Origin of the sequence: Rugosimonospora africana (assembly GCF_016862975.1) — a bacterium.
In the GTDB taxonomy this organism is placed as follows: Bacteria; Actinomycetota; Actinomycetes; order Mycobacteriales; family Micromonosporaceae; genus Rugosimonospora; species Rugosimonospora africana.
This window is the reverse complement of sequence record NZ_BONZ01000102.1, coordinates 26,304-50,615: the sequence shown is the minus strand read 5'-3', so window position 1 is coordinate 50,615 and position 24,312 is coordinate 26,304. Positions and strand designations below refer to the sequence as shown.

The 24,312-nt window shown below is 71.2% G+C and carries 22 protein-coding genes; 14 read left to right on the top strand and 8 right to left on the bottom strand.

The window, feature by feature from the left end; all coding sequences use genetic code 11:
• Positions 1–3 precede the first annotated feature (3 nt).
• Entirely contained in the window at positions 4–528 is a 525-nt protein-coding gene (locus Raf01_RS43875) for a MerR family DNA-binding transcriptional regulator (protein WP_203924087.1), read from the top strand.
• Between the two features lie 255 nt (positions 529–783).
• Here Raf01_RS43875 and Raf01_RS43870 read toward each other — a convergent pair whose 3' ends face one another.
• Together Raf01_RS43870 and Raf01_RS51095 are read right to left on the bottom strand one after the other, a co-directional pair.
• Complete coding sequence (locus Raf01_RS43870) at positions 784–906, bottom strand: 50S ribosomal protein L36 (protein WP_203924086.1); 123 nt, start codon at positions 904–906, stop codon at positions 784–786.
• Positions 907–1,072: 166 nt separating this feature from the next.
• Positions 1,073–1,627 (bottom strand): pentapeptide repeat-containing protein, encoded by a 555-nt coding sequence (locus Raf01_RS51095; RefSeq protein WP_203924085.1) that lies wholly within the window; start codon positions 1,625–1,627, stop codon positions 1,073–1,075.
• Between Raf01_RS51095 and Raf01_RS43860 the strand changes: the two genes are divergently transcribed.
• Positions 1,616–2,152, top strand: a complete 537-nt coding sequence (locus Raf01_RS43860; protein WP_203924084.1) for a hypothetical protein — start codon at positions 1,616–1,618, stop codon at positions 2,150–2,152. The genes Raf01_RS51095 and Raf01_RS43860 overlap by 12 nt on opposite strands.
• 242 nt (positions 2,153–2,394) lie before the next feature.
• Positions 2,395–2,898 carry a hypothetical protein gene (locus Raf01_RS43855; protein ID WP_203924083.1) on the top strand — a complete coding sequence of 168 codons (504 nt, stop codon included), beginning with the start codon at positions 2,395–2,397 and terminating at the stop codon, positions 2,896–2,898.
• Between the two features lie 112 nt (positions 2,899–3,010).
• Here Raf01_RS43855 and Raf01_RS43850 read toward each other — a convergent pair whose 3' ends face one another.
• Positions 3,011–6,109, bottom strand: coding sequence for an AfsR/SARP family transcriptional regulator (locus tag Raf01_RS43850; protein ID WP_203924082.1), 3,099 nt, complete (start codon positions 6,107–6,109; stop codon positions 3,011–3,013).
• A 216-nt stretch (positions 6,110–6,325) separates the two neighbouring features.
• Here Raf01_RS43850 and Raf01_RS43845 point away from each other — a divergent pair, with 216 nt between their 5' ends.
• Positions 6,326–6,658: a PadR family transcriptional regulator gene (locus Raf01_RS43845; protein ID WP_203924081.1), complete on the top strand. Its 333-nt coding sequence runs from the start codon at positions 6,326–6,328 to the stop codon at positions 6,656–6,658.
• Positions 6,659–6,748: 90 nt separating this feature from the next.
• The gene (locus Raf01_RS43840) at positions 6,749–7,204 is read left to right on the top strand and encodes a hypothetical protein (RefSeq protein ID WP_203924080.1); all 456 of its coding nucleotides are present in this window, start codon (positions 6,749–6,751) and stop codon (positions 7,202–7,204) included.
• Positions 7,205–7,346: 142 nt separating this feature from the next.
• Here Raf01_RS43840 and Raf01_RS43835 read toward each other — a convergent pair whose 3' ends face one another.
• The 3 genes from Raf01_RS43835 to Raf01_RS43825 all read right to left on the bottom strand — a co-directional run bounded on the left by Raf01_RS43835 (position 7,347) and on the right by Raf01_RS43825 (position 10,204).
• Positions 7,347–7,943, bottom strand: coding sequence for a YbhB/YbcL family Raf kinase inhibitor-like protein (locus Raf01_RS43835; protein ID WP_203924079.1), 597 nt, complete (start codon positions 7,941–7,943; stop codon positions 7,347–7,349).
• Between the two features lie 141 nt (positions 7,944–8,084).
• Entirely contained in the window at positions 8,085–8,798 is a 714-nt protein-coding gene (locus Raf01_RS43830) for a response regulator (RefSeq protein ID WP_203924078.1), read from the bottom strand.
• A complete protein-coding gene (locus Raf01_RS43825; RefSeq protein WP_239134444.1) occupies positions 8,795–10,204 on the bottom strand; it encodes a sensor histidine kinase in 1,410 nt (469 codons plus the stop codon). The genes Raf01_RS43830 and Raf01_RS43825 overlap by 4 nt, the downstream gene beginning before the upstream one ends.
• Positions 10,205–10,409: 205 nt before the next feature.
• Between Raf01_RS43825 and Raf01_RS43820 the strand changes: the two genes are divergently transcribed.
• On the top strand, positions 10,410–11,192 hold the full coding sequence (locus Raf01_RS43820; protein ID WP_203924076.1) for an ABC transporter ATP-binding protein: 783 nt from the start codon (positions 10,410–10,412) through the stop codon (positions 11,190–11,192).
• Positions 11,189–13,573: an ABC transporter permease gene (locus tag Raf01_RS43815; RefSeq protein ID WP_203924075.1), complete on the top strand. Its 2,385-nt coding sequence runs from the start codon at positions 11,189–11,191 to the stop codon at positions 13,571–13,573. The genes Raf01_RS43820 and Raf01_RS43815 overlap by 4 nt, the downstream gene beginning before the upstream one ends.
• Before the next feature lie 155 nt (positions 13,574–13,728).
• Here the strand turns inward: Raf01_RS43815 and Raf01_RS43810 are convergent, their stop codons facing one another.
• On the bottom strand, positions 13,729–14,697 hold the full coding sequence (locus tag Raf01_RS43810; protein ID WP_203924074.1) for a glycoside hydrolase domain-containing protein: 969 nt from the start codon (positions 14,695–14,697) through the stop codon (positions 13,729–13,731).
• Between the two features lie 301 nt (positions 14,698–14,998).
• On the opposite strand from Raf01_RS43810, the gene Raf01_RS43805 reads away from it, so the two are divergent.
• From Raf01_RS43805 to Raf01_RS43790, 4 genes are all read left to right on the top strand, one after another.
• Entirely contained in the window at positions 14,999–15,571 is a 573-nt protein-coding gene (locus Raf01_RS43805) for a TetR/AcrR family transcriptional regulator (RefSeq protein ID WP_203924073.1), read from the top strand.
• 70 nt (positions 15,572–15,641) lie between these two features.
• The gene (locus Raf01_RS43800; protein WP_203924072.1) at positions 15,642–16,064 is read left to right on the top strand and encodes a nuclear transport factor 2 family protein; all 423 of its coding nucleotides are present in this window, start codon (positions 15,642–15,644) and stop codon (positions 16,062–16,064) included.
• A 159-nt stretch (positions 16,065–16,223) separates the two neighbouring features.
• Positions 16,224–16,721: a type II toxin-antitoxin system PemK/MazF family toxin gene (locus Raf01_RS43795; RefSeq protein WP_203924071.1), complete on the top strand. Its 498-nt coding sequence runs from the start codon at positions 16,224–16,226 to the stop codon at positions 16,719–16,721.
• A gap of 226 nt (positions 16,722–16,947) precedes the next feature.
• The gene (locus tag Raf01_RS43790; RefSeq protein WP_203924070.1) at positions 16,948–20,214 is read left to right on the top strand and encodes a S8 family serine peptidase; all 3,267 of its coding nucleotides are present in this window, start codon (positions 16,948–16,950) and stop codon (positions 20,212–20,214) included.
• Positions 20,215–20,310: 96 nt separating this feature from the next.
• Here Raf01_RS43790 and Raf01_RS43785 read toward each other — a convergent pair whose 3' ends face one another.
• Positions 20,311–21,009: a TetR/AcrR family transcriptional regulator gene (locus Raf01_RS43785; RefSeq protein ID WP_203924069.1), complete on the bottom strand. Its 699-nt coding sequence runs from the start codon at positions 21,007–21,009 to the stop codon at positions 20,311–20,313.
• Positions 21,010–21,142: 133 nt separating this feature from the next.
• Between Raf01_RS43785 and Raf01_RS43780 the strand changes: the two genes are divergently transcribed.
• From Raf01_RS43780 to Raf01_RS43770, 3 genes are all read left to right on the top strand, one after another.
• Positions 21,143–22,348 carry a cytochrome P450 gene (locus Raf01_RS43780; protein ID WP_203924068.1) on the top strand — a complete coding sequence of 402 codons (1,206 nt, stop codon included), beginning with the start codon at positions 21,143–21,145 and terminating at the stop codon, positions 22,346–22,348.
• Positions 22,349–22,362: 14 nt separating this feature from the next.
• Positions 22,363–22,560 (top strand): ferredoxin, encoded by a 198-nt coding sequence (locus Raf01_RS43775; protein ID WP_203924067.1) that lies wholly within the window; start codon positions 22,363–22,365, stop codon positions 22,558–22,560.
• A 350-nt stretch (positions 22,561–22,910) separates the two neighbouring features.
• Positions 22,911–24,209, top strand: coding sequence for a cation:proton antiporter domain-containing protein (locus Raf01_RS43770; RefSeq protein ID WP_203924066.1), 1,299 nt, complete (start codon positions 22,911–22,913; stop codon positions 24,207–24,209).
• The last annotated feature ends 103 nt before the right edge of the window (positions 24,210–24,312 follow it).

Here is a 24,312-nt window from a genome sequence, read left to right as displayed (position 1 = left end):
CTCATGTCGTTTTCCCATGGTCGGCAGTCAACGGCTTCAAGCGCACCTGAAGTCAACACGCCCCACGGTCTGCTCACCATCGGCGAGCTGGCCCACCGCGCCGGCGTCAGCACCTCGGCCCTGCGCTACTACGAGGAACTTGGCCTGCTCCCCCTACCGGCCAGGATCTCCGGACAGCGCCGGTACCCCGAATCGGCGGCCAGGCTTGTCGCCGCCATTCTGGTCTACAGCGACGCGGGGTTCACTCTCGCCGAGCAGAAGACCCTTCTGGCCACCGGTGCCAGCACGCCCGGCGGCCGGAGACAGCTCATGCAGCGCAAACTTGCCGAGCTCGACGAGCAGATCGCCAGGGCGCAGGCCGCTCGCGAGGCCATCAGCCACGGGCTGCGCTGCCCTCACGAGGACATCGCGCAATGCCCCAACTTCAACGCCGGTATCACCGCCCGGCTCGCTGGCCAGCCACTGACACAATCCCACCAACAGTTGCACGGCCAACGATTCGACGAGGCGACAGGCATCGTCTCGTGACATCCGCTTTTCAGGACATCCGCTTTCCAGGACATCCGAGGGAGCAGCGGCTCGACGGCAGCGGCTCGACGGCAGAGCGCCCGGAAACGCAAGGCAGGTCCCGGGTGACCCGGGACCTGCCATTGTGAGTTATCTGGTGTGCAGGTCGGCTCTTGTTGCCAACGCTCTGGCTGCCAACGCTCTGATTGCCGGGGCTCTGATTTCCAGCGCTGTAGTTGCCAGCGCTGGAGTTGCCAGTGCTGTAGTTGCCGGCGCTCAGCCCTGACGGCCGTGCCAGCGCGGGTTGGCGCGGTTGACGACCACGACCTTGCCCCGACGGCGGACCACTACCGAACCTGGCTTGCGCTTCAGAGACCGAAGCGAGCTACGGACCTTCATGACCTTCCCTCTTTACGTCTGTTGCGGCTCACGGCCGCTCCGGGTTGAACAACGCCGGACGCCCCGTCGGGATTCCCGGGTGCCGGGCCCGCGCCCGGTTCGGGCCCGACTGGGTGCGCCCGGAATGAACCCGCAACGGCCCGTTCGGGTGGTCTGATACCGCCAGTCACGACTGTCCGGGTCGCGGAGACACCGCGACGGCCACTGTGTTGCGGCGTCGAGCGGAGCGCCGAGTGACAGCAGCCGCCGCGCCAAGACCGAGCCGCCGAGCAAAGGGAGCCGCGGCGCCGAGACACAGCCGCCGAGTGAAGAAAGCCGGCCCGCCAAGAGCAAGCCGCCTCGCTAGAGCAAGCCGCCGCGTCAAGACGGTGGCAAGGCCGGCGTCCAGGTCCGTGGTGCAGGCTTTCGGGTACGCCGTCACGTCGGGAGCCGGCACGGATGATCGGCGGGACTCGTCGGGACCAAGGGGAGGACAGCACCGATGCATCCACAGCCGCCTGACGCGCCAGTACCACCGGGTAGCGCGCCGCACCAGGTGCCGGGCGCCGCTCCCGCGCCGTTCCCGCCGACCGGGCCGGCGCAGCCGGTGGCGTCGCAGTTCCCACTTGCCGGACCCGCGCAGCCGGCAACCGCGCAGCCGGCAACCGCGCAGCCGGCAACCGCGCAGCCGGCAACCGCGCAGTTCCCGCCGGCCGGATCCGCCCAGCCGGTGACGTCGCAATTCCCGCCGGCCGGACCCGCGATCAGCGCCCCGCCGTACCCGATGGCGCCCGGCTACCCGCCCGCCCCGCGCCAGCCCGGCCGCCGCGCCGCGCTGGTACTGGCCGTCGTGGCGGCCGTCAGCCTGATCGCGCTGGGCGTCACGTTGGCGATCGGCCTGCCCGCGCGGTCACACCTGCACCGCGACATCTCGGACCGGCAGGCCCGGCGCGACGCGGACGTCCGCAGCTCCGCCGTGGCCGCCACGAAGCTGCAGGACGACTTTCACGCGGCCAACCTGCAGGTACAGCTCCAGCACGTCGAGGACCTGGACAAGGCGGTCGAGTCGGCGATGGGTGGATGGCTCGACGGAACGACCCGGTTCGGCGTTCTCGACAAGGCGGTCAACGACTGCGACGACGCGGTGGCGGACTACGACCGGGTCGCCGCGCCGTTCCCGGACGAGATGTTCGGAGCCCTGCCCAAGCGGATCAACCTCAGCAATCCGGAGACGGACTGCGGTCGGGCCCGCACCAACAGCATCTGACCCGACACGACGAGGAGAAGGCGCGGATGTACCCCCAATCCCCCGCCCCGGGCCAACCGGGCCCCGGTGAGCCGCAGACCGTCCCATTCGCACAGCAGCCCGTCCCACTCGCGCAACAGCCGTGGCCGGCACCGCCGGCACCGACAACCGCGTGGGGTGCCGGCCCGGCGGGCGACCTCCCGACGTCGCCGGTCAGCGCCGGCCCGACGAGCGGTGCCGGCCCGACCAGCGGCGCAGGCCCGATGACGGGTGTCACGGGCGGCTACCCGGTGGTCAGCATTCCGCCCGCTCCGTACGGCGGGACCGACTGGCGTACCCGGGCCAGGGCACTCGCCGTCGTGGTCGGCGTACTGGTTCTCGCGCTGGCCGGCACCGGCACCTGGCTCCTGATCGCCGACGGTCACCTGCGGCACGATCTGGCCAAGCTCGACGCCGCGGCCGCTCGGCGGGCACAGGACCAGGCCGACGCCAAGACGAAGCTCACCGAGCAGTTCCGCCAGGCCGACCTGAGCGGCAAGCTGGACAAGGTACGGACGCTGACCCAGCAGACCCGCACGGCCCTGCTGTCCTGGGACGACGGCGGCCAACCGCTCAGCGGCCTCAAGACGCTCCGGGACCTTGGCAACAAGTGCGACGAGGCAGTCATCGACTACGACGGGACCGCCGCGCAGTTCCCGGTCGAGATGCTGGCCGGCTTGCCGATCAGGATCGACGTGACCGACGAGGCCACCGACTGCGCCCGCTGACTGTCGGAGACCCACTGTCGCTAACCCACTGTCGCAAACTGACCGTCACCCGCTGACCACGCCCGCTGACCGTCGCTGACCACGCCCGCTGACTGTCGCCCGCTGACCGCGGTCAGGCCGCGCTCTCCGGCACCGCACTGGCCGGCCCCGCGCTGGTCGGCGACTCAGCGCTCCCCGACACCGCCTTCTCCGACACCGCCTTCTCCGACACCGCCTTCTCCGACACCGCGCTCGGCGACACCGCGCTCGGCGACATCGCGCTCTGCGACGCCGGGCTCTGCGACGCCGGAGAGTCGAGGCCGGCCAGCTTGGCGCGGACATCGCCGGCCGCGGCGTGGCCCAGATCCGTCAGGATGGCCAGGGCCGATTCCCACGCGACGCGGGCGGCGCCGGGGGCACCGGCGGCGCGGTGGGTGTCCCCGAGGCGGGCCAGCGTGTCGGCCTCGAAGTAGCGGTCGCCGAGTTCCCGTACCAGTACGAGTGCCCGCTCGTAGCAGTCGACCGCGTCGGCGTGGTGGTCGAGATGGTGATGGGCGTGCCCAAGGCTGTCCCAGGTGGTCGCCTCGCCCCACCGGTCGCCGGTCTCCTGGTGCAGCACCAGGGCCTGCTCGCAGCACGCGAGCGCCTGGGCGTGGTCACCGAGCAGCGAATGGTCCCAGCCGACCGAGTTGAGCGCGTCCGCCTGCCCCTGCACGTGTCCGGCAGCCCGGAACAGGTCGAGCGCCTGCTGGTCGTGGTGCAGCGCGCGGTCCGGCCGACCCTCCCGCTCGGACAGCGAGGCGAGTACCCGGTGGGTGTGCGCCTGCCCGATCGGGTCACCGGCGTCGGCGAACAAACCCAGTGCACGGACCAGGTAACCTCGCGCGTCGCTGTGCCGCCCCAGCTGATTGCTGACCCTGGCGAGGTCGCGCAGGGCGTGTGCGGCGGCGACCGGGTCGGAGAGGCGCTCGGCGGCTGCCACGGCGTCGTGCCACGCCTCGGCCCGCTCGTGCCAGTGCCCGCGCCGCAGCAGGAAGGTGTCCAGCCCCCAGGCCAGTTGCCAGACCTGCGTGTCGTTGCCGGTACCCGCGGCCAACCGCAGCGCCGCCAGCAGCACCGGCTGTTCCGCGGTCAGCCAGTCCATCGCGGCCCGGTCGTCAGCGAGCCGTTCCGCGCCGGTGCCGGCGGACGGCCCGGAAAGCGGCAACTGGATCGGGTCACGGGCCGGATTCAGCAGCCGGTCGGCGGCGTGTGCGGTGAAGACGTAGTGGTCCAGCAGCCGGTCGGTGGCCAGTTGGCGTTCCTCGTTCGGGTCGGTGCTCGCGGCCAACTCCGCGGCGTACGCGGCCAGCAGGTCGTGGAACGCGTACCGGCCCGGCGCCTGCTCGGTGACCAGGCTCGCCTGGGCCAGCTCGGTCAGCGACTCCCGCGCTTCGGGTAGCGGCAGCCCGGCGAGGCTGGCTGCGGCGGCCGTCGAGATGTCCGGGCCGGCGGCCAGCCCCAGGAGCCGGAACAGCCGGGCGGCTTGTGGCGTGAGCCGGTGGTACGACCAGGAGAACACCGCCCGCACCCGGGTGGCCGGGTCACCCGCGTCCAACGTGCCCAGCCGCTGCCCGGCGTCGGTCAGCTCGGCGGCCAGCACGGCCAGCGAGAAGTCGGACAGCTGCGCCTTCGCCGTCGCGATGCTCAGCGCCAGCGGCAACCGGGCGCACCCGGCGACGAGCTGCTCGACGGCCGCCGGCTCGGCGGACACCCGGCGGTAGCCGATCCGGCGCTCGACCAGGGCACGCGCCTCACCGGCGGACAGCAGGTCCAGCGTGACCGGGAACGCGTCGTCCGCCGCGACCAGCGGGGTGAGCTGGTTGCGGCTGGTCACCACAGTGCAGGCCGCAGGGCTGCCGGGCAGCAGCGGCCGTACCTGTGCGGTGTCCCGCGCGTTGTCCAGCACCACCAGTACCCGTTTGCCGGCGAGCACGCTGCGGTACAGGGCGAGTTGGGCGTCGGGTTCGGCGGGTACCCGTTCGGCCGGTACGCCCAGCGCCCACAGGAACTGCCGCGCCACCTCGGCCGGGTTCGACGCGTGCCCGGTGCCGTCGAAGCCCCGCAGGTTCACGTAGAGCTGCCCGTCCGGGAAGCGTTCCGCGACGCGGTGGGCCCAGTACACGGCCAGCGCGGTCTTGCCGATGCCGGCGGTGCCGGACAGCACCGCGATGACGGCGGTGGACGCCGACCCGTCCGGCGGATCGAGTAGGGCGTCGAGCGCCCCGATCGCGTCGAGCCGCCCGGTGAACCCGCGTACCGGCGGCGGCAACTGCGCGGGACGCGGATGCTCCGCGGCGTCCAGCCCGGTACGCCGGCCCGGCGCCGCCACGGAACCGTCCGGCCCGCCGGGCGGCGGGGCGGGAGCGGCACTGGCCTGTGCCGGGCCGGCTTCACCGCGCAGTACCGCCTGATGGGCCGCCTGAAGTTCAAGACCGGGTTCGGTGCCCAGCTCCGCGACCAGCCGCGCCCGGACAGCCACATAACACTCCAGCGCTTCGGCGATCCGGCCGGCCGCCGCCAGCGCCCGCATCTGCGCCGCGGCCAACGGCTCGGCCAGCGGATATTCCACGAGAAGCTCGCGTACCGTGCCCAGCACCTCGTCGCCGCCGCCCAGCCGCAACTCGACCTGCGCCCACGTCACCGCCGCGTCCAGCCGCTGCTGGCGCCAGCCCACCCGGCTGAGGTCGGCCCAGTCGCCGCGCACGTCGGCCAGCGGCAGCCCGCGCCACAGTCCCAGCGCCTCGCGCAGCAGCAGCGACCGTTCCCGGTCGGTCCGGGAGCCCTCGCGGGCCAGGGCGAGCAGCCGGCGGAACCGGTGCAGGTCGACGTTGTCGGGGTCGCTGTCCAGGACGTAGCCGGCCGCGTGCCGGAGCACGGCGACCTGCCGGCCGGCGACCTGCTGGCCGGCGGACTTCAGGCCAGCGGACTCCAGGCCAGCCGACTCGAGTACCCGGCGCAGCCGGGTGATGTGCGAGTACAGGGCGCCCCGCGCCCCCTCGGGAAGTGCCCCGCCCCAGACCCGGTCGAGCAGTGTCTCCTGCGGTACCGGGCGGCCCGCCTCGACCGCGAGAGCGGCCAGTACCGCCCTCAGCTGGGGCCGGCGCAACTCCACCGGGCGCCCGTCGACACGAATTTCCACCGGACCCAGCAGCCGAAACTCGATCACCCGTGCCGATTCCCATCGGTTCATGGCGCTCAATATTGTGTAGGCGTCAAGAATATGGGGGCTTGGCAACGGCCCCACGCCGGGGCACGGACGTGGGCGGTCGATCCCACGGAAGCATCGTGGGCAGGTTGCCTGCGCAGGTTGCGTGAGCAGGTGCGTGAACCCGGTGACCGTGACGCGGCTCCCCTCGACCGGCCCCATCGCTGGACATCATTACTCTAGCTAGCTAGAGTAGTCGCCGTGTCCGGTGACCCACGGTTGACGCCACAGACCGTGTCCGTGCTGCGCCTGCTGCTTCAGGCGCCGGCCACTGCCCGCTACGGGCGCGACATCGCCCGGCAGACCGGATTGAAGACCGGCACCCTGCACCCGATCCTGGCCCGACTCGAGCGGGCCGGCTGGCTCGACAGCTTTTGGGAGGATCCGGCCGAGCACGAGGAGCAGGGTCGCCCGCGCCGGCGGTATTACCGGCTGACCGGTGACGGTGTGGACCACACCCGGGCCGCATTGGCCACGCTGCCGGCCGGGGCATCGCCCGCCCGCGCCGGGCTGCGTCCACGGCCCGGATACTGAGCGGGCACCGCCTTGAACGGGCATCGCATGCGGAGCCGTCGTTGGAGTCGTCGCCGGACCCTGCGTTCCCTGGCCGCCAGTGAGGGCGGAGTGACCGCGATCTTCCTCGCCGTGATCCTCACCGGGTCGCTCGTCGCCGACGCGATGACCGGTGGCAGGCTGGGCCGCGAATACACCGAAGCCATTACCCGCGCGTCCGACGAAGCCTACGGGTCCCTCGGCGCGGTCGGCTGGGTCGTGGCCAACGTGGGGGTCATCGCGGTCTTCCTCTTGCAGTTCCTGCTCCTGACGAACCCCGGCAGGCGGTTGCGCGCCGGTCTCGCGGGCGGGTTCGGCGACGCGGTGATCCGGGCGGCCGGCCTGCCCCTGCCCGACGGCGCGCGGCGACGGTACGTGGAAGAGTGGCGCGACACGCTCGCCGACCTACGGGAGCGGGGCGCACCCCGGCACCGGCGCGCCGCCGAACTCGTCGACATCGTGGTGCACGTACCGGTGCTCATGGTGGTGCTGCGCAGGCGGTCGCGCGCGACGGCGGATGAGCGATGAGAGCGGACGAGCAATGAAAGCAGACGAGCGGTGAGACCGGTGCTCCGGGCGGCGGCCGGCACCGCGGTGCTCTCCGCGGTCGCGTCGGCGGGATGGGTCGCGGTGGTGGTCCTGAGCGTGTCGGTCAGCCACCCGCCCACGGTCAGCTGTTCGCCACGGTACCCACGAGTTCGCCCCACGCCACGGCATCGTTGGTTATCGCGCGCCGGGCGTCCTCGAAAGAGGCCGCGTCGGCCAGACCGGTGGGTGAACGCAACGCGTAGACCACGAAGTGATAGTGGTGCTCACCGCTGGGTGGGCAGGGCGGGGTCCACCCGGCGGTACCGCCCGAGTTGAGCGCCTGCTTCGTACCCGCGGGCAGGGCGGCGCCGGACAGCGAGCGGGTGCCAGGCGGGAGGTCGTATACCACCCAGTGCACGTAGTCCCCGCCGGGTGCGTCGGGGTCGTACACCACCACGGCGACCGCTTGCGCCCCGCGCAGGTCGCCGTCCCAGTCAAGTGGCGGCGGATAGCCCGCGGCGTGGCAGGTGTTCGCGTTGGGGATCTGACCGCCCGCGGTGAACGCGCTACTGGTGACGGTCAGCGTGGCGTTGGGCACCGCGGTCGGAACCGCGGCCCGCACCGCGGCCGGTGGCGTGGTCGGCGACGAACTCCCGCCGTCACTGTCACCGTCGCCGCCGCCACCGCAGCCCGCGACGAGGAGCGCGGTGACGAGTATGAGTACCCGTGGCAGTCTCACGCAGCACATGGTGGCATCGACTCCCGTGACAGCGCCACTTCCGGGCCGCCACCGCCGCGGCTCGCCGTCATACCGCGCGGCCCGCCGTCACCTCGCCCGGCCCCGTCACCTCGCCCGGCCCCGTCACGTCGCACGGCCCCGTCACGTCGCCCGGCCCGCCGAACCCGGTGTCACCAGACCGGTCTCGTAGGCCACCACGACCGCCTGGGCGCGGTCGCGCAGGTGCAGCTTGGCCAGGATCCGGGCCACGTGCGTCTTCACGGTGGCCTCGCTCAACTGGAATCTCGCGGCGAGTTCGGCGTTGCTCAGCCCCCGCGCCAGGAACTGAAGGACCTCCAGCTCGCGCGGGGTGAGGGCGGCCAGATCGCGGTGCAGTATCGCGGCCTGCTCGTCGCGGACGGCGAAGCGTTCGATCAGCCGCCGAGTGATGGTCGGAGCCAGCAGCGCGTCCCCGGAACGCACCAGGCGCACGGCGGCGACCAGATGTTCGGGGCTGACGTCCTTGAGCAGAAAGCCGCTGGCACCGGCGGACAGGGCGGCGTACACGTACCGGTCGAGGTCAAACGTCGTCAACATGATGACGCGCGGTCCGCCAGCGACGCTCTCGGACGGGATGTTCTCCGACGAGACGCTCCCGGACAGGATCCGCCGGGTGGCCTCCAGGCCGTCCAGCCCGGGCATCCGGATGTCCATCAGCACCACGTCCGGCCGCGTGCGACGCACCGCATCGATTGCCTGCGCGCCGTCGGCGGCCTCGCCGACCACCTCGATCCCGTCCGCGGCCAGGATCATCCGGAAGCCGGTACGCACCAGTGCCTGGTCGTCCGCGACCACCACGCGCAGCTGTTCAGTCACGAGTCTCCGATCGGTATCACGGCGAGCACCCGGTACCCGCCGGTGGGCCGCTCACCCGCCGCCAGCGTGCCGCCGTACACGGCCAGCCGCTCCCGCAGTCCGATCAGCCCCCGGCCGTTGCCGGCACCGATCGGCGCCGCCGACGTCCCAAACGTCCCGCCGGTGTCGGTGACCTCCACCCGTACGGCGTCGGGTGTGCAGTCGATGACGATCCGCACGCTCGCGCCGGCAGCGTACTTGATCGTGTTGGTCAGCGCCTCCTGCACCACGCGGTACGCGGCCAGGTCGGGGCCCACCGGCAAGGCGACCGGCGCCCCGGTCACAGTCAACTCGACAGGCACGCCGGTGTCCCGGATCCGGGCGGCGAGCACGGCCACCTGATCCAGTCCCGGCTGCGGAGCGAGATCCGACTCCGTCGCGGGATCCGGGCCATCGCTGTTCATGGTGAGCAGGCCCATGACGTGGCGCAGCTCGGCCATCGCCGCGCGCCCACCGGACTCCACGGCCAGCAGCGCCTCGCGCGCCTGCTCCGGCGCGGTGTCCATGATCTTCCGGGCGGCGCCGGCCTGCACCACCATCACGCTGACATTGTGGGTGACCACGTCGTGCAGTTCCCGGGCGATGCGGGAGCGCTCCTGCTCGACCGCCAGCCGAGTGGCGGTCTCGCGCTGGGCCTCGAGCCGCCCGACCCGTTGCCGCCAGACGTGTATCGCGTTGGCCGCGAGCCCGATCGGGATCAGTACCAGCACGGTGCTGAGCCCGGGCCCGATGGACGGCACGTTCGAGACGTGCGTGCCCACGATCAGCCCGGCGCCCAGCAGCGCACTGACGATCGCGGGTATCCGGTGCGGGCTGTACATGATGGCGCTGTACGCGGCGATCACGCAGGCCGCGAACGTGAACGTCGGGTCGTAGCCGGCGTCGACGTGGTACAGCTCGGACGCGGCGATCACAACCCAGAACACGGTCAGCGGGTACCGCCGGCGAGCCACCAGCGGCACCGCCGCGAGCAGGGCGATGAACGGCTGCCAGGCGGACACCGGCCCGTACGAGTGGGTGAAGGCCGGGTCGGGGACCGAGGGCAGGACGCTGGGCGGGACCCTCGCCGGATCGGGCGCGACGATCGCCGGATCGGGCGGGACCGGCCAGCCACGGTCGACGAAGATGCCGTACGTGTCGTAGTCGCGGCTGCGGGTGCCGTTGAGGGTACCGGCCGCGGCGATCGCCGCCAGGATCGCGTCGGCCGTCCAGGCCCAGCGGGACAGTCGCTGGGCCGGGCCGCCGGCGCGCAGGAGCAGCGCTACCGCCGCACGCCACCGGCCCACCACCCACACCCAGCCCACCCACGCCCAGCCCACCACCGCCCTGCCGACGACCGCCCTGCCTATTGCCCGCGCCCCGCCCACCGGTCCAGTGTCGCAAGCCGCCGGGTGCGGCCACATCCCTCGCGATGCCCACCGGCCGTACATCTCCGGCGTACATCCCGGGGATGACTCCGTCGCGGGTGCGGCCGGCACGGTACCCGGGATCGCCATCGCGGGCGACGCGGCGCGCGGCCGGCCGCCCATAGCGTCGGCCCCTGACGGCACCCGGCTATCCGACGGAGGAACCATGGCGGCCCCGCTCATCCAGATCCACGAGGTACGCAAGGAGTACGACGACGGGCCGCCCGCCCTGGCCGGCCTGACCCTCGAGGTACGCGCCGGGGAGGCGCTGGCCGTACTCGGCCCGTCCGGCAGCGGCAAGTCCACCCTGCTCAACCTGGTCGCCGGGTTGGACCGGCCGAGCGAGGGCACCGTGACGGTCGACGGCCTCCGGGTCGACGAGCTGAGCGAGAGCGCCTCGGCGCGGTACCGCCGGTCCCGGATCGGCATGATATTCCAGTTCTTCAATCTCCTCGACGACCTGACCGTCGCCGACAACGTGCTGCTACCCGCCCAGCTGGCCGGGGCATCTCGGCAGCAGGCCCGCCGCCGCGCCGCCGACCTGCTCGAGTTCCTCGGCATCGACCGGTTCGCGGACACGTTCCCCGGGCGGCTGTCCGGCGGCCAACGCCAGCGGGTCGCGGTCGCCCGGGCACTGATGAACCGCCCGGCGCTGCTGCTCGCCGACGAGCCGACCGGTGCGCTGGACACCGCGTCGGGGCAGGACGTCGGGCGACTGCTCACCGAGCTGAACCAGGACGGCCAGACGATCCTGCTGGTCACCCACGACACCGCGCTCGCCGATTCGTGCGCGACCCGGACCATCGAGCTGATCGACGGCGCGATCGTCCGCGATGTCCGGGCCGGTGGCGATGTCCGGGCCGGTCGCAATGTCCGGGCCGGTAGCGACATTCAGGCCGGTAGCGCTGTCCGGTCCGGCGGCGACGTTCAGGCCGGAGCCGGGCGGTGAGCGCGCTGGGGAAGGTGGTCCGCGCCGGAGTCGGCCGGCGGCGGGCGCAGACCGTGGTGATGACGCTGACCGTGCTGCTCGCGGTCACCTCCTCGGTACTCGCCGCCAGCCTGCTCGTCGGGTCACAGGCGCCGTTCGACCACGCCTTCGCGCGGCAGCGTGGGGCGCACCTGACCGCGATGTTCGACGGGACCGGAACCACCGCCACGCAGCTGGCCGGCACCGCGCACCTTCCGGGCGTGACCGCGGCGGCCGGGCCGTACCGTGCCGTGTCGCTGCACCCGACCCTCGGCGGCAACGCCCGCGACATACCGGTGGGCCTGAACCTGCCGGTGGCGACCGTGGTCGGGCGGCCCGGTGGCGCGCCGGTCGACGACCTCGACCTGACCGCCGGTCACTGGGCGACCGGCCCTGGGCAGATCGTGTGGGACGCGGACCGGACTCCGTTCCGGGTGGGAGACCGCGTGACATTCCCGGACGTGCCGGGCAGCCCCACGCTCACCGTGGTGGGGCTGGCCCGCTCGGTGGGCGGGAGCGCTGACGCGTGGGTACCGCCGGCTCAGGTGGCCGCGCTGACCGAGCCCGGCTCGGCACCCGAGTACCAGATGCTGTACCGGTTCGCCGCGGCCGGCACCGACGCGCAGGTCTCGGCCGCCCGCGCCAGCGTGGTCGCGGCCGTGCCGGCGGGGTCGATGGTCAGCGCGGAGTCGTACCTGAGGGCCAAGCGGGCCGCAGACCGCGCCGCGGCGACGTTCGCGCCGTTCATTGTCGCCCTCGGGGCGCTCGGCGTGGGCATGTCGATCCTGATCATCGGCATCGTGGTCGGTGGCACGGTCGGCGCGGCGACCCGGCGCATCGGCATCCTGAAGTCTCTCGGATTCACTCCCGCGCAGGTGGTCCGCGCCTATGTCGCTCAGGCGCTCATCCCCGCGGCGGTCGGTACGGCGTTCGGCGTGGTGCTCGGCGACCTGCTCGCCGTCCCCCTGCTCCACACCGAGGGAAGCGCCTACGGCACGTCGGCTCTGGCCGTCGCGCCGTGGATCGACGTGGTGGTGCCGATCGCCACGATGTCCGTGGTCGCGGCCACCGCCCTGGCCCCCGCGCTGCGGGCGGGGCGGCTCCGCACGGTCGAGGCGATCGCGGTCGGCCGTACCCCGCGCGCCGGTCGCGGGCGCGGTCACGAGCGCGGGATCAACCTCGGGATCAACCGCGGGCTCCACGGCCTGCTCGGCCGGCTGCCGTTGCCGCGCGTGGTGAGTCTCGGCCTGGCCAACCCGTTCGCCCGGCCGGCCCGGTCGGCCACCGTGGCGGCGGCGGTGGCCCTCGGCGCCGTCGGAGTCACCTTCGGCGTGGGTCTGGCCGCATCGCTGACCGGCATCGACCAGGGCCTCAACCGGGAAAGCCCCGGACAGGTCATCGTGCGGACCCTGAGCGGGAGGGAACAATCCCGGGCCGCCGACCCGGACGCGGTCGCCGCCGCGCTGGCCGGTCAGCCCGGTACCCGCAGGTACTTCAGCACCGGCCAGGCACAGGTCGGCGTCGCCGGGCTGGCCGGGCCGACAACCGTCAACGCGTACCGGGGCGACTCCTCCTGGGGCTCGTACCAGATGATTTCCGGATCCTGGTTCACCGGACCCGGCCAGGCCGTGGTACCGACAGGGTTTCTCACCCTCACCGGCACGCACATCGGTGACACCGTCACGATGACCAACAACGGTCACACCGCCCGGGTCCGGATCGTCGGCGAGGCGCTGTCGCTGAGCAACGAGGGTCAGCAGATCCTCACCGACGCGGCGACGCTGTCCGGCCTCGGTGCGCGGGTGCTTCCGGAGTCGGTCCGGTTCGACGTCGACCTCACCGGGGGCACCGATCCGAAGTCCTATGTGGACTCGCTCAACGCGGCCCTGCGACCGCTCGGCGCGCTCGCCGAGCCGGCGTCGACCGGGCCGAGCGGAACGGTCATCGCGATGGACTCGCTCGCCGCGGCGCTGACCCTGATGCTGGTGGCGGTAGCCGGCCTGGGCGTGCTCAACACGGTGCTGCTCGACACCCGGGACCGGGTGCACGACCTCGGGGTGTTCAAGGCGCTGGGCATGACGCCCCGGCAGACCATCGCGATGGTGGTCACCTCGGTCGCCGGAGTCGGGCTGCTCGCCGGTGTGGCCGGCGTACCGGTGGGGATCGCACTGCATCACATCGTGATGCCGGCCATGGGTCGGGCCGCCGGCACCCGGTTCCCGGCGGCGGACCTGGCGGTCTATCACCTGCCGGTGGTGTGCGCGCTGGCCCTCGGCGGGCTGGTCATCGCGGTGGCCGGCGCGCTGCTGCCAGCCGACTGGGCGGCCAGGGCCAGGACAGCGGAAACGCTGCGCACGGAGTGACACACGGGTGAGGCACGGGTGGGGCACGGCGTAAGGACGAAGTGAGGGGCGGGTGCGGCACGGGGTGAGGGGCGCCGGGACGGCCCTCGGACAGCGGTGAGCGCGCTGACCGGGGCCGTCCCGGCGCCGGTACCCGCGGCGGCATCAGCCCGCTGTCAGCCGGAGAGCCGCTCGGCCGCGTCGTCGTTGACCGCTCTGGCCAGAGCCCTGAGGAAGTCCTCGTTGCCGGCCAGCGCACCGGCCACCGAGGCCGCGTCGACCTGAACCGGGGTCGGTGTGGTCTGCCCGGCCTTGATCTGGTTGAGCAGCCGCACCGTCACCACCGGCTGGCCCTTCTCCGCGCCGCCCCGGATGGTCTCGGATCCGCTGAACAGCGCGTCGATCCGCCAGGCGAGCTTGGCCGCGTTCTCGTCGTCCATGAAAGCCACTTCGGGCTCCTCCTCCTTCTTCGGTACGAATCCCCACTGGCCGAAGTCGGCCGCCACCGCCTCGTCCTTGTCGCAGTCGGCGCCGTTGACCGCGATGCCGTTCTGGATCTGGCGGAGCTGTGCCCGGGTGTCGAACCAGTAACTCTTGCCGCGCAACTTGACCGTCACGGTGTTCGGCCGCGGGCCGGAACCGGCCGACGACCAGGCGTACGCCTGCCAACCCCAGCGGATCAGCTTGGCGTCGAACAGCCGCGAGATCGCCCAGTAGCCGCCGTACGCACCGGTTCGGGCCGGGCCCAGTACGGACAGGATGCCGTCGAAGTACGGCGCCACCGCCCCCAGCTTCGCCCGCGGATCCTTGCTGGCCGGCGCGAAGTCCGGGATGTCGAAGTCGACGCTGAAGTAGATCGGGCGTCCGGGCGGCCCGCCGCAGGCATTGTGCTTCGCCACGGCCGCCTTCGCGTCGGCCACACCCTGGGCGCGACCCTTGAGAGCGGCCGCCTCCACGATCTCCCAGTTGCTGACGACGTCGATGCCGGCGGCGCGCAGCCCGTCGGCCTCGGTCTTGGTGAGCGCCTTCTTGGCGTTCTTCTTGCTGCCGGCCGCCAGGTACCGGCACGCGAAGGTGTAGCCGGCGGCCTTCAGCGCCGTGGCGCCCGGGCGACTCGTCGAATAGTCGACACCGAGTCTGGTCATGGGCACACCTCAATTGATATCGATAAGCGTGACAGTGATGCGCCCAGTGTCACCGACAGGCCGGCCGGCCCGAGTCGAAGTGCCGCGATTACGACGCGTAACCGCACGATCAGCCAGGCGATGCCGCCAGCCGTCCCAGCCGGCCTCGGCCGGCCGGCTGGGCAGTGGTGATCGGGTTCGCCGCCTTGCCACGGAGTCGCCCGGACTCGTCGCGGACACGTCACGGACGTTTCCGCCCGGATCGGCACCGTCCCCGAGCGATTCTTGACCGCTAGGTACAGAATCAACTAGCCTCACCGTCGTGGGCAGGCCGAGACAGTTCGATCCCGACGCAGCCATCGACAGCGCGATGGACCTGTTCTGGCGCAAAGGATTCACCGACACGACGCCACAGGACCTCGCAGCCGAGCTGGGCATCGGCAAGGGCAGCCTCTACAACACCTTTGCCAGCAAGCGCGCACTGTTCGACCTCGCGTTGCGGCGCTACGTCGACCTGCGGGCGGCCGGCGTGACGGCGACGCTGGATCAGCCGGGCACCGCCCGGGAACGCCTGCGAGCGGCCCTGCGGCGGCTCGCCGACGCCGATGCCACCCTGACCTCACGCGGCTGCCTCGCGGTCAACACGGCCGTCGAGCTGGCCGGCACCGACGAGGACGCGACCAGGACTGTCCGGCAGCTGTTCGACCGCCTCGAAGGCGCGTTCCGCACGGTGATCGAGGAGGGTCAGGCGAGCGGGGAAATCGCCGCGGGACGGGATCCCGGGCAGTTGGCGGCCCTGGTGCTCACCTCGTTCCTCGGCATGTCCGTGCTCGCCAAGACGACAGACGCCGACCGCATCCGGCACACGATCGACGCCGTCCTGGCGACGCTCTGATCCCACCGCCCGATCGCGGCGAACCGAGCCGTACCCAGATTTTTGACCCGAAGTTCAAGAAAGGATCGCCGTGACTCAGGTACCCACCCAAGACGCCCAGCCGGACCAACGCGACTCGACGCTCGACCGCAACAAGCAGACCGTCCTGGCCTTCTATCAGGCGGGCATCAACGAGAAGGACTTCGACGCCGCGTCGATGTTCATCGGCGACCGGTACGTGCAGCACAATCCGCGCATCGCCGACGGCATCGAGGGGTTCCGGGCGTTCCTCGATCAGCTCAGGACCACGTTCCCCGAGCTGCGCGCGGAGGTGAAGAACATCGTCGCCGAGGGCGACCTGGTGATGGCGCACGTGCACGGGGTACGGGTGCCGGGACAGCGTGGTACCGCGATCGTCGACGTCTTCCGGCTCGAAGAAGGCCGGATCGTCGAGCACTGGGATGTCATGCAGCCGATTCCCGAAGAGTCAGCCAACCGCAACGGAATGTTCTGACCCGCACTCGGCCAGACAAAGGCCAGCCACACGAAGCCCTGCCACGAAGCCCGGCCGGACGAAAGTCCGGCCACACGAAGCCCGGCCATCCGAAGTCCGGCCACGCGACACAGGCGCTGGGCTTCGCGTGGCCGGGCTGGAACCAATAGGGTGCACGCCGTGGGAAATCTCTTCAGGGGCGTCGCCGCCACCCTGCGCCGGATCCCGGTGCCGCGTGCCGCCACGACACCCGGCACCGCCCAACCGAACCCCGCTCAACTTGCCCGACGCCGGCAGGTCGCCGCGTTGCGGCGCCGTCGCCTGCTGTACGCGCCGGAGTTGGACGGGCAGGCCGACCCGGGTGAGATCGTGTGGACCTGGGTGCCGTACGAGGACGATCCGCGCCAGGGCAAGGACCGCCCGGTACTCGTGGTCGGGCGGGAGAGCCGCACCCTGTTCGGCCTCATGCTGTCCAGCCAGTCCGAACGCGACGGTCAACCGAACTGGTTCGCGCTCGGGCCGGGCGAGTGGGACCACGACAACCGACCGAGCTGGCTCCGCCTGAACCGGGTACTCACCATGCGGGAGGACAGCATCCGGCGCGAGGGCGCCATCCTTGACCGGGCCCGCTTCGACCGGGTCGCCCAAGTGCTGCGCGCGAAGTACGGCTGGACCTGACCGACCGCTCGGCGCCGAACCACGCACCGACCCAGGCGGGATCGTCGCGCACGCCGCCGGCAGACCTACTGCGGCGGCGCCCGAAGCGATACGATCTTCAATTCATAATTGCCTGCGAAACCCTACTCAGCCGGCAAGCGGTTGAGTAGGGCCAACGCCTCCGCGGACCGCGGAGGCGCGTGTCGGACCGTCGTGGGCGCTCCGTTGGAGCGGAGGAAGGAGCCTCGTGGCTACGAGCGCAAACAGGAACCGTCGCCGAAGGCTGGTGGTGACCCTGCTGGCCTTCGCCCTGGTCGCCGGCGGCACAGCCGGCTATCCGGGAACCGTGTCGGCGGCGCCCACGCTGCCGGACGCCAGCGCGGTCGGCGCCACTGGACTCAGGGGCGGCGATGGTGACCGGGTCGTCCTGACCGACGGGGGTGGCCGCCATCCATCCGCCAAGCCGTCATCCGCCACGCCGTCATCCACAATGCCGCCATCCGCCAAGCCGCCATCCAATAACCCGTCCGGCGGCCGGTCCGGCGTGAACCCCAACGGCAACGGCCTGTACATCGTCCAGCTCGCCGAGGCTCCGGTGACGACGTACTCCGGCGGTGTGCCGGGGCTGGCCGGGACACGTCCACAACAGGGCCAGCGATTGGAACCGGAATCGACGGCCGCTCAGGCGTACCGCCGGCACCTCGACGCCACGCGGGCGGCGGTGGTCGCGGCGGCCGGGGTCACCACCGCAGAGGTCTACACCACGGCCTTCAACGGTTTCTCGGCGAAGCTGACCGCGCGGCAGGTCGCCACGCTGAGGGCAGACAAGCGGGTACGTGCCGTGACCGCGTCCCAGAAGGTCGCCTCGGCCGCCGGCACTCCGGCGCCGGAGACCACCGGGCTTTCATCGGCCCCGACTTCACTGGCATTGACTACACCGGTCCCGAGTCCCCCGCCCCCGACTCCCCCTGCCTCGACCGCCCCGACCCAGTCGAACGGCGGCTCCGGCACGATACTGCCGGATCCCAGGAAGCTGGGCTCACCGAGGTTCGGCACACCGAAGCCGGCCGCACCGAAGGCCGGTGCACCGAAGCCGGGCGGCGCCACCGGCACCGGCATGGTGATCGGGGTACTGGACACCGGGATCTGGCCCGACAGCCCGTCATTCGCCAAACAGATGCCGGCACCAGCGAACTGGCACGGCGCCTGCCAGACCGGCCCGATGTGGGTCGCCGCGGACTGCAACGGCAAGATTGTCGGCGCCCGGTACTTCGCCGACGCCTACCTCGCCGGCTCCGGAGGCACGTTGCCGGCCGGTGAGGTCCTCTCCCCCGTCGACCTGGTCGGGCACGGCACGCACACCGCGTCGACCGCGGCCGGGCTTCCGGTCCAGCATGTCACCATCGACGGCCGGGACTTCGGCTCGATCGCCGGAGTGGCACCCGACGCGCAGATCGCCGTCTACAAGGTGCTGTGGGGCGGCGCCGGGTACGACGCCGACATCATCGCCGGCATCGACGCGGCCATCGCCGACGGTGTACAGGTGCTGAACTTCTCGGTCGCGGTCCAGCTGGGCGACTGGACGCCGAACACCCCGGTGGGTACCGCGTTCCTCAACGCCGTGCTGGCCGGCATCTTCGTCTCGGCGGCCGCCGGAAACGACGGCCTCACCGGGACCATCAGCAACGCGGCACCATGGCTGACCACGGTCGGTGCGGCGGTTACCAAGCTCGACGAGGGCACGGTCCGGCTCGGCGACGGCACGAAGCTGGTCGGCGGCACACTCGACGTGCTGCCCGGCGGCGACACCGCCAGCCCGCTGGTCTTCGGCGCGCAGGCCGGCCCGGTTGCGGGCAGCGCGGAGTACTGCTTGCCGGGCACCCTCGATGCGGCGAAGGTCAGGGGCAAGGTGGTGGCCTGTGCCCTGTACTCTCCGTTCGACGAGGTCGCCGAGCTGAAAGCCAAGGGCGCGACCGCGATGCTGCTGTTCGACCCGCCCATCGGCAACTTCCGGGTCAACTCCATCTACGGCTTCCCGGTGCTGTACCTGAACACCGCCCAGCAGGCCGGCCAGCTGTTCACGTACCTGACGAACCACCCGACCGATGGCACGGCGCTGCTGTCCCCCGGCGGGGACGGGTCCAGCGTGCCGGGCCTGCCCAGCGTCGCCGACTTCTCGTCAAAGGGGCCGGACTACACGGCGCCGGGCGTCCTCAAGCCGGACCTGGTCGCGCCGGGATCCGACATCGTCGCGTCGGTGTCGCCGCCGGGCAACTTCGGGCGGCAGTTCGACGCATACTCAGGTACGTCGATGGCCACGCCGTACGTGGCCGGTGCGGCGACGATCCTCGCCGCCGAGCACCCGAGTTGGTCGCCCGGCACCATCTCGTCGGCACTGAGCACGACGGCTACCGACACCGAGGGCACCAGCGATCCCCTGTATCAGGGCAGCGGCCTGGTCGACCTGGCCCGGGCCGGCGACCCGGGACTGGTGTTCGAGCCGGACCCTGCCGACTTCGTCGCGTTCAGCCAGCAGGCGAAGCCGGACGGCGCGGAACTCAACCTCCCGTCGATCTCGCTGCACGAGTACGACGGGACCCAGCCGGTGACGCTGACCCGCAAGCTGACCAACGTCGGCACCGCACGGGAGACCTACCGAGCCTCCGTCACCGGCCTGCCCGGCATGCAGGTGACGGTGAATCCGAGTTCGGTGACGGTGTTCCCGGGCAGGACCGCGACGGTCACCATCACCCTGAGTCGGGGCAGCGCGCCCTGGGACCGGTACGTGACCGGGTCGATCACCTGGCGCAGCACGGCACACAGCGTACGGATCCCGGTCGCCGCGCGGCCGTGGGGCGTCACTCCGGAGCCGTACGGTGACGACGGCATCCAGTTCGGCCGGCGGCAGGACGGCGCGTTCGGCATGCTGCAGCCGGGCTTCACCGGACCGCTGACCGGGCGGTCGACCGGGTACACCCCCATGGTGTGGCAGTCGTCCTCGATGCCGGCCGGGGTCAACGACGGCGTCTTCGACCCGCACGCGTCCGGGGTGACGGCGCAGAACTTCACGGTGCCGGATGACACGGCCGGATTCGTCGTGGAGACCGCGACGGACGACCCGAACACCAACCTCGACCTGTACATCTACCGGGGCGACACGCTGGTGTCCAGGAGCATCGCCAGCTGGAGCAGCGCGGAACAGGTGTTGCTGTTCATGCCCGAACCCGGCCAGTACACGGCGTACGTGTTCGCGCAGAAGTCCGGTGGCCCGGTCGTCGACTACCGTCTCGGCCACGCCATCGTCGGCAACCACGGGAATTACGCGCCGGCCACGCTGAGCCTGCCGAGTCCGGTGCAGCGGGGTACCACCCCCAGGTTCACGCTCAAGCCGGACTCACCGCTGCCGGACCAACCGGTGCCGAATGACGAGTTCTGGGCGTACACCGAGCTGTTCAGCAACGGCCAGACCATCCCCGGACCGCTGGTGTATACCACCCAGTCCTCCTGGCAGTGACGGGCCCTCAGTAACCGGCCCGGTAACGGCACATCGTGACCGGTCGGGCGGGGCCGAGAGGTCCCGCCCGACCGGCCGGCCCCACCGATCGACGCGTCAGCCCAGGCCGATGTCCCGGGCGGTCACCGGACGGCCGGGCAGAGTGGTACCAGGCAGCGTGGTACCGGGCAGGGCCGCGCCGGGCAGCGTGGTACCGGGCAGCGTCGTACTTGGCACTGCGCGGAGGCCGTCGAGGATGAGTACGAGCGCGCGTTCCAGGATCAGGTCGGCCATCTCGTCGCTGTCCGCGGGTACCCGCCGCAACAGCAGCGACAGCAGCGCGGCCACATCACCGGTACCGACGTCGGGGCGCAGCGCGCCTTCGGCCTGCGCGCCACGGACCAGGTCGTCCAGTACGGCCATGATGCCGTCGCGAAGCCGGCCAGTCTCCGGGTCGTCGCGGATCGCCGCCCACGTCGACGGGGAGAGCACCGCCAGGCGGACACTGAGCCGCAGTTCACGGGAGCGCCCCATGAGCCGGACGAGAGCCCCCCAGGCGGTGGGTTCCTCGGCAGTCGCCGCCCGGGCTTCGTCGAGTACCGTGCCGAAATTCTCCCGGGCCACCGCGCGGATCAGCGCGTCCCGATCGGGAAAGCGCCGGTACAGGGTGCCGACGCCGACGCCGGAACGCCGGGCGATCTCCTCCATCGCCACGTCGGGTCCCTGCTCCGCGAACACCGCCTTGGCCGCGGCCAGGATCTGATCGCGGTTGCGGCGCGCGTCAGCCCGTAACCGTGCGGGTGGCTGCGCCGTCATGGGCAGATTCTGCCACCGCCGGATATGTGGACGGGTCCCTTCCGCTTGCGCTACGGTCGGGAAGCCGAGCCGAAAAGGCCCCGGTCGGGAAATTCGCGGAGATTCCGTCCACCTGAGAGAGTGGAGTGGATTCATGACGAGTTCGATGCTTCCGGTCGTTCGGACCTGCCCCTATCAGCCGCCCGCCGAGCACGTCCGGCTCAGGGAATCCGAACCGGTCGCCAGGGTCACGCTGCCCAGCGGATCGAGCGTGTGGGCGTTGAGCCGGCTCGAAGACATCCGCACGATGCTCACCGATCCCCGCTTCAGCTCCGACCGCCAGCACCCGGGCTTTCCGCAGTTCTTCTCCGGACAGCGGCCGACCGGCAAGTTCGGTCGCTCGCTCATCGGGATGGACCCGCCCGAGCACGGGCCGGCCCGCCGCGCGGTCGTGGGCGAGTTCACCGTCAGGCGGATGGCCGCTCTGCGCCCACGCATCCAGCAGATCGTCGACGAGCACATCGACGCCATGCTCGCCGGACCACGCCCGGCCGACCTGGTTCAGGCACTGTCGCTGCCGATCCCGTCGCTGGTGATCTGCGAGTTGCTCGGCGTGCCCTACGCCGACCACGAGTTCTTCCAGCGCTACTCGGGTCAGCTGCTGAGCCGCACCGCGTCGACCGAGCAGCGGACCACCGCGATCGTCGAACTTCGCTCGTACCTTCAGGACCTGGTCGCGCGGAGGCAGGAGGCTCCCGGTGACGACCTGATCAGCCGGCAGATCGCCCAGGCCACCGAGCGGGGCGACCGCACCGCCGACGACGTGGTGAACCTGGGATTCCTGCTACTGGTGGCCGGGCACGAGACCACCGCGAACATGATCTCGCTCGGCGTCATGACGCTTCTCGACCACCCGGCGCAACTCGCCGCGATGGTCGCCGACCAGTCGATCACCCCGCTCGCGGTCGAGGAGTTGCTGCGGTATTTCACCATCGCCGAGTTCGCCACCTCGCGGGTCGCGAAGGAGAACATCGAGATCGGCGGGGTGCTCATCCGGGCGGGCGAGGGCGTCATCGCGCTGGGCACCGCGGCAAACCGGGACCCGGCGGCCTTCGTCAACGGCGACGACCTGGACCTCTCGCGCGGGGCTCGGCACCACGTCGCGTTCGGCTTCGGCGCGCACCAGTGCCTCGGCCAGAATCTGGCACGCATGGAGTTGCAGATCGTGTTCGACACCCTGTTCCGCCGGATTCCGGGGCTGCGGCTCGCCGGGTCCGTCGACGCGTTGCCATTCAAGGACGACGCCGTCGTCTACGGACTGTACGATCTTCCCGTCACCTGGGACGCCCCGGCCGAGTAGAGGAGACTGCCAGCATGCGCGTCGTCGCCGATACCCAGCGATGCGTCGGTGCCGGCCAGTGTGTGCTGACCGACCCGACGACGTTCGACCAGAATGACGAGGACGGCACCGTGGTGATCCTGCGTGACGAGCCGCAGGATCCGCAGACCTCGGCCCGGGTACGGGAGGCGGTCCACCTCTGCCCGAACCAGGCACTGTCCATAGTGGAGTGAAGGGCCGTGGGGTGAGGGGCCGCTCGCCCTGTTACACGAACCCTGTCACACGCGAGCCCTGCCACACGCGGTAGTACTCATACACGGTAGTACTCACACACGTAGTACCCAGGCGCGGGTCAACCTCACGCACGCTACTTCTCGAGCGCGGTACTTCGCAAGTGCGTACTTCTCACACGCGCTACAGCACGAGAATCGGCGCCGCCCCCACTCGGCGTCTTACCGAGCCGTTGGTCTCCCGGTAGAGTTCACATCAAGCGTCCGCCATCGATTCGATGGCGGACCGCGCGCATGCGCGGCGGGCTTCGCCGCCCCCCGCCACGCCGCAACGCACTGGTCAAGGGGAGGCCATGGCACAGAACTCTGCCCTGTTACTCGCTGAGACAACCGCCGATGTGGCGGCCGTGCTCATCGTCGGCGCCATCCTGACCCCGCCGTTCCGGCGGTTGCGCCAGCCCAAGGTGATCGCCGAGATCGTCGCCGGAATCCTCCTCGGTCCCAGCCTGCTCGGCCTGCTGCCCGGTCACCTGGTCACCCGCGTGTTCCCGATGGCGGTGCGGCCCAACCTGTCGGCGATCGCGCAGGTGGGCATCCTGCTGTTCATGTTCCTGGTCGGCTGGGAGCTGGACCTCGCGCAGGTGCGCACGAACCGCGGCCGCGTTCTGGGCATCTCGCTGTCGTCGATCGCGCTGCCGTTCGGTACCGGCATCCTGCTGGCCACCTGGCTGTACCACAATCACAACGCCGTCGGCGCCCACCACGTCGGCAAGCTGGCGTTCTGCCTGTTCGTGGGCACCGCCATGGCAATCACGGCTTTCCCGGTGCTGGCTCGCATCATCCTGGAGCACCGCCTGCAGCTGACTCGGGTGGGCATACTCTCGCTGTCCAGCGCCGCGGTCGGCGACGTCCTGGCCTGGTGCATGCTCGCGCTCGTCTCGGCCATCGCGGCCTCCTCCAGCCCCACCCAGCTGTGGCGCGTCATCGGCTACTCGGTCCTCTACGCCGCCGTGCTCTGGGGCCTGGTGCGGCCGCTTCTCCGGCTCCTGGTCAAGCGCCTGACCCGCAACGACACCGTGTCCCCGCAACTGCTGGCCGTGGTCGTCGGCGGCGCACTCGTCGCCGGGTATCTGACCAACCAGATCGGTCTGGACGCCATCTTCGGCGCGTTCACCTTCGGCCTGATCATGCCGCGCGGGTCCAGCAAATTCCTGGAGTCCCAGATCAAGATTCCGATCGAACACGTCACCTTCCTGCTGATGCCGATTTTCTTCATCGTCACCGGACTCTCGGTCGACATCACCAGAATCAACGGCAGCGGGGCGCTGGAGTTGGTCGGCATCATCGCGGTGGCGTGCCTGGGCAAGCTGGTGGGAGCCACCGGCGCCGCGCGGGTGTCCGGCGTCTCGTGGAAAGAGTCACGCATCATCGGCCTGCTGATAAACACCCGCGGGCTGACCGAGCTGATCATCCTGAACGCCGGGGTCAGCATGGGCGTGCTCGACAACCGCATGTTCACCATGATGGTTCTCATGGCGCTGGTCACCACCGCGATGGCAGGGCCGCTCGTTCCGCGCCTGCCGTACGCGCGACCGGACGGCGAGTTCGCCTCGATGGACCAGGAGTCTGCCGCGCCCGCCAGTCGCGGCTGAGCCCGCCCGGTGTCCGCGGCACCGCATCGCGAACACGGCGTATCACGAAGACAGCGCATCACGAATACAGCGCATCACGAACACGGCGCATCGCGAACACGGC

Excerpts from the sequence above, each read along its gene's own strand:
- Raf01_RS43875 (WP_203924087.1), top strand. The coding sequence starts at position 4 with ATGTCGTTTTCCCATGGTCGGCAGTCAACGGCTTCAAGCGCACCTGAA.
- Raf01_RS43870 (WP_203924086.1), bottom strand. The coding sequence starts at position 906 with ATGAAGGTCCGTAGCTCGCTTCGGTCTCTGAAGCGCAAGCCAGGTTCG.
- Raf01_RS43855 (WP_203924083.1), top strand. The coding sequence starts at position 2,395 with ATGACGGGTGTCACGGGCGGCTACCCGGTGGTCAGCATTCCGCCCGCT.
- Raf01_RS43850 (WP_203924082.1), bottom strand. The coding sequence starts at position 6,109 with ATGAACCGATGGGAATCGGCACGGGTGATCGAGTTTCGGCTGCTGGGT.
- Raf01_RS43820 (WP_203924076.1), top strand. The coding sequence starts at position 10,410 with ATGGCGGCCCCGCTCATCCAGATCCACGAGGTACGCAAGGAGTACGAC.
- Raf01_RS43810 (WP_203924074.1), bottom strand. The coding sequence starts at position 14,697 with ATGACCAGACTCGGTGTCGACTATTCGACGAGTCGCCCGGGCGCCACG.
- Raf01_RS43785 (WP_203924069.1), bottom strand. The coding sequence starts at position 21,009 with ATGACGGCGCAGCCACCCGCACGGTTACGGGCTGACGCGCGCCGCAAC.
- Raf01_RS43780 (WP_203924068.1), top strand. The coding sequence starts at position 21,143 with ATGACGAGTTCGATGCTTCCGGTCGTTCGGACCTGCCCCTATCAGCCG.
- Raf01_RS43775 (WP_203924067.1), top strand. The coding sequence starts at position 22,363 with ATGCGCGTCGTCGCCGATACCCAGCGATGCGTCGGTGCCGGCCAGTGT.
- Raf01_RS43770 (WP_203924066.1), top strand. The coding sequence starts at position 22,911 with ATGGCACAGAACTCTGCCCTGTTACTCGCTGAGACAACCGCCGATGTG.